2 protein-coding genes are annotated in these 6,009 nt (G+C 31.3%); both read right to left on the bottom strand.

The annotated features are described in order from the left end of the window. Nucleotides 1-880 precede the first annotated feature (880 nt). Complete coding sequence (locus ABJF52_RS09440; RefSeq protein ID WP_348149398.1) at nt 881-4,159, bottom strand: P-loop NTPase fold protein; 3,279 nt, start codon at nt 4,157-4,159, stop codon at nt 881-883. A gap of 36 nt (nt 4,160-4,195) precedes the next feature. Continuing rightward, complete coding sequence (locus ABJF52_RS09435; protein ID WP_348149396.1) at nt 4,196-5,482, bottom strand: MBL fold metallo-hydrolase; 1,287 nt, start codon at nt 5,480-5,482, stop codon at nt 4,196-4,198. Between the last annotated feature and the right edge of the window lie 527 nt (nt 5,483-6,009).

Here is a 6,009-nt window from a genome sequence, read left to right as displayed (position 1 = left end):
TATTTGATATAATTGTAGATATAGCGCCTTTAGGTCTATATCGTCAACAATTATGTCAAAGCAGTTTTACTTAAAAGTTATAATTAATTTTCGTTAGTCATTATTTAAAAGCTGTATTTAAAAGCTGTTTACTGGAAAGTTTAAAAATATTTATAGAACTGGCCGATTATAGTAAATCCGTTATACTGGAAAGTAAAAAACAATAGCCAGCAATTCTGTCATACATAAAAATTTCTCATTTCAACGCAGCAGCATCAGCTCGCCACCAAAAGTAATCGGCCACTGGCTAATTTCTTTTGTCACGAATTTAATAGCTGTCCTTTTAGATTCATTCAAAATTCTCGTATTCGATGAAAACCCTGCAAGATTTTTTTCTACGAGATTATTCGCAAGACATTTATTGATTTTTAAAGGTGCTTATGAATGCTCCGCATTTCTCGTCAGCTTGCCGCAACACGGCAGTATTTTGGAAGGTCTTGCAGACCTTTTAAAATATGCGCGAGCTGAAGCGTTGGCTTCTCTGCGAAATAATTTCTTAGCCCTTGCTAACCTCTCGTCTTGTTTGAAGTTTTTCTTTAAGTGTTTCTAACATTATGTAAAATAGACTTTCAGCATTGCAACCTGTAAGCGTTTTATTTATCTTTTTTTCTTGATAAAAAAAGAAACAAAAAAATCAAGGCTAACAGATAATTTTGGAAACAATGTACGGGTCGGTCGCTAAATTTTAGGATCCATTGTAACACTTAAGACCACTCAAAGGCAGCAATACAACCAATTCTGGCAATCAACAATTATTGTAACCAGCCCCCTAAAATTCTTAACGCTCCTCTCCCCTATTGTTTTGCCAAAATTCTCTTAGGCCAACCATACGTTAGATTCATTATTTTTCTTGTTCTTCATCTGATTTACTAACATCTTCCTTTTTTAGATTCAGCGTCGTTGCAATTTCTTTCATTCTTTCGTCATCCAAATAGTCTTTTGAATTATATCTCAATTGAAGTTCTCCAATAGCAGTTTCGTTATGCTGTTTAGATGATTGAATAATTGGTAAAAGTGAATCTTTATTATCCAAGAAAATGTCAAAATTAGAATCAGATTCAATTAATGGTATTATTATTTTAAGTGTACTTCTTTCAGGTTTTGTAGAAAGATTCGCATAATTTATTAAACCTTTTTCAAAGAAATATAGTTCGCCTTCTTTTAACTCTCCCCTTTCGTTAATAAATATATCTCTTATACTTGTAAAAGTACTCTTTAGCTTATTACCATTAAGTTTATCAATTAGTTTATCCCAAAAACCAATTTCCGGAACAACTTCTTCCTCACTAGCTATTCCTTTCATGTAATCATCATAGGAGCTATAAAAAGCATCTGAGAATTTATCAATTAAATCATTGACAATTAAAGAATTAAGTATTTTGTAATTTTTGTTCTTCGTTTTAAAGGATTCCATGATTTGTTCCTTCGACAAACCTTCGTAATAAACTAATACATTCTTTATTATTAATTCTACGAGCTTTAACTCTCCTCGATTTAAATGTTCAAAAAAGCCTTTCGAAATACTTTCAACTTCTCCTTTGTAGAACATATGCCATGAACTTAGTTTCTCGACAAAGCCTTTTATTTTTTCCTTATCATCGTCAAAGACTTTTGTTGCGATACTATCAAAATTTTTAAGTGCCCATAAAATATTTAAAGATGATTCTCCATAATCATTGATTGTAACTTTATGCGCAACTTCTTTCAATTTAACAAAACCGTTTGCAGTTGTGTTTGTAATTAACAATTCAAGTAGTTCTCGATAATTCATGTACGATTCAATCTTGCTTGAAATTTTTTCTATCTGCTCTTCTGTCAAGCTTCTTAAAGAACTTTGAAAGTTCGATGAGTTTGCATGAGAAACCTGAAAATCAGAAATACCAACACAATAGGCATCTTCGTATATTTCATTGGAGTCTAACTTTGCCGAAGTTAGTTGTCCGTAGAATTGAGTGCTAAGTTCCAGCTTGACAGGTCTTTCTGCTATGACTTTTAATATCCTTATATATTTGGTTAAATTCTCTTTGTCACTATGGGCAATGGTTTTAATCTTCGCAGAAATATCTTCAATGATAGAGTCCATTTCATAATCGTCTTTAACGGTTTCTAACTCCGTTAGGTTACTGGAAACTCTATTCATATCTAATTCCTCATTCTCTCCAAAAAACCATCCTATAAGTTCCTTTTGAGAACATGAAATTTTATACTTTTTATAATTACTCTTTGTCTTGCCTACAAATTTCATATATGGTTCTGCACTAAAATTAATTTTAGTTATCAAGGTAAAGAAATCAATCTCGATACTTTCTTCACTAATGAACTCTTCAATAAGTAGTAGTTGAGTGAAATATTTTTCTTGATTTGTAAGAGAATCAAAGTCTTTTTTCAACTCCTTAATTAGCTTTATTAAAATACTTTTACCAGTACTCTTTTCGGTATTCTTTAAAATAGCTTTATGGTTATCATTCAGTACTTCAAATTCACTCTCGATTGACTTTATTTCCGTACCAAAATCTTCCCAAAAAGTGTTCATCATGTTTGCAGAGAAGACCTCATTAACTACATTGTAAATCTTTACTATACCCTTTAATTTTTCACTTAATGGAATAGCAGAATTCGCTTGAAAAAAATATTTTTGAAATGCTCTATGTTTTAAGGAAGATTCGATTATTTCTTTTTTACCTTCTCTTAATGCAATCTTAAGTTGTCTATCCAAAAGAACTTCATCAGCTAAATCCTTCTTCACTCCAAACGTAAGCATAGACATACTTGTATCTAAGTCCTCATCATCTTTAAAAAAGACTTCTGCTCCTTCTAAGTAGTCACGATTAAGAATCGACTCATTTGGAGTCTTAACAATGGAATCCTTAACTAAAGTGAATAAGGCTATGTATCGAAATTTTATACTGTCGTCTTCAATATCATTTCTCCATAATTTATACATGGATACTAAATCATTTGTATAGTTGATGACTTGTCGAGGTTTAATCGTTTTATTTGAGGCTAAAACATCAAATAGCTTTGTTACATATTCTATTTCTTCTTGGTTAAGTAATTCCTTGCCAAATGCATCATCCAACATCTGATTAAGGAATTGTTCCCATTGGGTTACGACCGGTGGGGTTATTCTAAAATTCAATGAAAATGTTTTACCTATAAAACCATGTAGTCCATTTTCAAGGTGCTCTTGTAATTTTGCTTTATCATATGGCACAATAACCCAAGATTTAAAGGAATTGTTATCCTCGGCAAAAAAAGTATGAATGGATGACCAAAGGGACTTAATTTTATCATTATCAAGTCTATCAAGATTATCAAATACCAATATTAGCTTTCCTTTACCTTTAATTTCATCTTCTATATTTCTAAAGTACTCTCTAAACTGCTTAACAGATGGTTCGTCTTCTATTATATTCTGAACCTCCTCTGAATTTATTTCTTTTCCATTAAACCAATAAAATAGCTTACCAATTGTTACCCATTTGCTATCTCGCTCAATAACATCCTTCTTGCTATTTTTTTCTCTCTCTATTAAATACTCTTTCCTAGATAATTTGATACCCCACATAAAAATACCGACAGGAATTAGATAAATCCATATTATAGGTTTCCAATAACTGAAGAAAACAGATTCAACGTAGTCGAAATTTTTTATTATATGTTCATAGGTACTTGATAGGACTGTGTAAAGAAGGAGTGAAAGTGAGATTACTAACCAGTAACTCTTGATTTGTGGAAATTTCTGAGTATGAGTTGTTGATGTATTAGATAATAAACGATTTTTTAAATCTTTCCATTTTTCCTTTTCGGTTAAGAATTCTTCAGTAAATAGTTCATTAATAAGTTGCTCTAAAAATGATTTCCTAGTTAAATCCTCTTGACTTCCCCAAGCGTCAAAAATGAAAGTGTGGTAATTTTGCCCAAGCTTAGATTGTATTATTTTAATCAAATTTGATTTACCTGACCCCCAATCTCCTTCCAATCCAATTACCTTTTTTTCTAATTTATCCTCTATGATAATTTCAGAAATTACATCTGCAAGATTGTCTTGAGAACCTCCTTCAATTTTGTCTTCACCTTTTGCTATTCGTGATAAAAAAACAGGATAATCTTTACTCATATATTAAATATTAATTTTGCTGGTAATTTTTGAAATTTAATTCTCTCCACGTAGTCGTGCCCTTATTCTTGTCATTGTCGCCGGACCTATGTTTGGAAGACTATCCTTGTTGTAAAAGAACTTCGACACTCTATCATCTAATTCGTCCTTTATTATGGAAAATTTCAACTTTTGAAGGTTCTGAAGAGAATCTTCATTATTTAGAAAGTCTTTAGAAAAAAGTACAAAATTGTTATTTTTTATTAAAAGATTTTCCTTTAAGTCGTATTCCTTTAGCCAGCCTTCACTAGAGGTTTCAAAAACCAAATCACCATCCCAACCAGTTCCGTATACAGCTTTGGTAATTTCAAATTCTTTAAACTTTTTTGGCTTGTTGGCTACAAGAACTTTTTTTGGACTTCTAAAACCCGTGACCGCATTCTCTAAGCTCACAATTAAACTTTTGCGAGGATGCCCATATTGCCATGCTGTCCAAGGTATTTCTCTTTCAGGTTTCCCAAATGATAATATGGCAATTTCCGGGGTCATTTTTTTTAAAAACTCTGGTGTTGTACCATTATATGAGCCATGATGTCCAACAAGATACATATCCACATCCAAGATATTTGTGTGGCCATATTTTTCCAATAGTTTTTCTATTCCTTCATCCTCCAAATCTCCTGTCAATAAAATTGATGAATCTCCGTATTTAATTTTCAATACAACGGAATGATTGTTTTGATTATCAAATGCACTAGTTGACCAATCATTAGGGTTTTCATCAATGCGACCCCATAATAGTGTTATTTCTGGGCTTAATACTGAACATTTAATAGGACTTATGATTTTATTGGTAAAACCTGTATTAGGAATCCTAGAGTTTCTACTTTCAAAATAACCAATATTATCTTCTTCTATTTCAGTTCTTTCTGTTTGCCGAATAAATTCATGTACATATTTTTGACCAGCTTTTCCTGACCCTTTTTCTTGACCATTGGTAATTACATTTTTAATTTTATAATCCTTAAAAATATTTATCAAAGCCCTTGTATGGTCAATATGAGGATGGCTTACTACTAGTAAATCTATAGTATTATTTAAATCTGTTCTGCGATTAAAAAATTCGTACAAATAAAATTTTATTTCATCCTCTGATTTATAAAGAAGATTATCCTCACCACCCACATCTATTAAAGCCACGCCGCATGGAAATTCTAACAGCGTTGCACTTCCCTGGCCAATATCAATGACATGTACTTTCATACCATCAGTTTGGCCATTAATTTGTCCTACTAGAATTAAAAATATTAGAACAATCAGATTTTTATAAATACCCTTTTTCATGTCACTATTCTTACAGATTAACACCTAATTAATTAATTTTTTATAACTCGTCAAATACCCAACTCTAGGTATTTTTGGATTATACTTTTACGAGGGGAATAAAATGCAGGTATTCAATTCTTTGGAGTATTTAAATATATAAAATATTAACAAGAAATAAATTACGGTTTTCCGTAGTTTATTAAAATTTGTAGTAAAATACCATTCCACACACATTGCCTTCCCTCCTGCTGTCGGTCAGTTAATAAGTGTTCCATTACCTTTTGAGAAGAAAATTTTTAGAAAGAAAAAAATCAATGAAGATTGTAACAACTTTCGCTTTTAACCAAAGCTCAAGTTACATAACGCGGAACATTATAGTACAAACATGTTTATAATGTAAAACGGCGTATAGCTGTGCTATTTGATATAATTGTAGATATAGCGCCTTTAGGTCTATATCGTCAACAATTATGTCAAAGCAGTTTTACTTAAAAGTTATAATTAATTTTCGTTAGTCATTATTTAAAAGCTGTATTTAAAAGCTG

The sequence above is a fragment of the Aurantibacter sp. genome (assembly GCF_039941195.1).
In the GTDB taxonomy this organism is placed as follows: Bacteria; Bacteroidota; Bacteroidia; order Flavobacteriales; family Flavobacteriaceae; genus Aurantibacter_A.
The sequence above is the reverse complement of the archived record's forward strand: the minus strand, read 5'-3'. Positions and strand labels throughout refer to the sequence as shown.

What these genes read in the sequence shown, in the direction of transcription:
- ABJF52_RS09440 (WP_348149398.1), bottom strand. Translation starts at nt 4,159, where the DNA reads ATGAGTAAAGATTATCCTGTTTTTTTATCACGAATAGCAAAAGGTGAA.
- ABJF52_RS09435 (WP_348149396.1), bottom strand. Translation starts at nt 5,482, where the DNA reads ATGAAAAAGGGTATTTATAAAAATCTGATTGTTCTAATATTTTTAATT.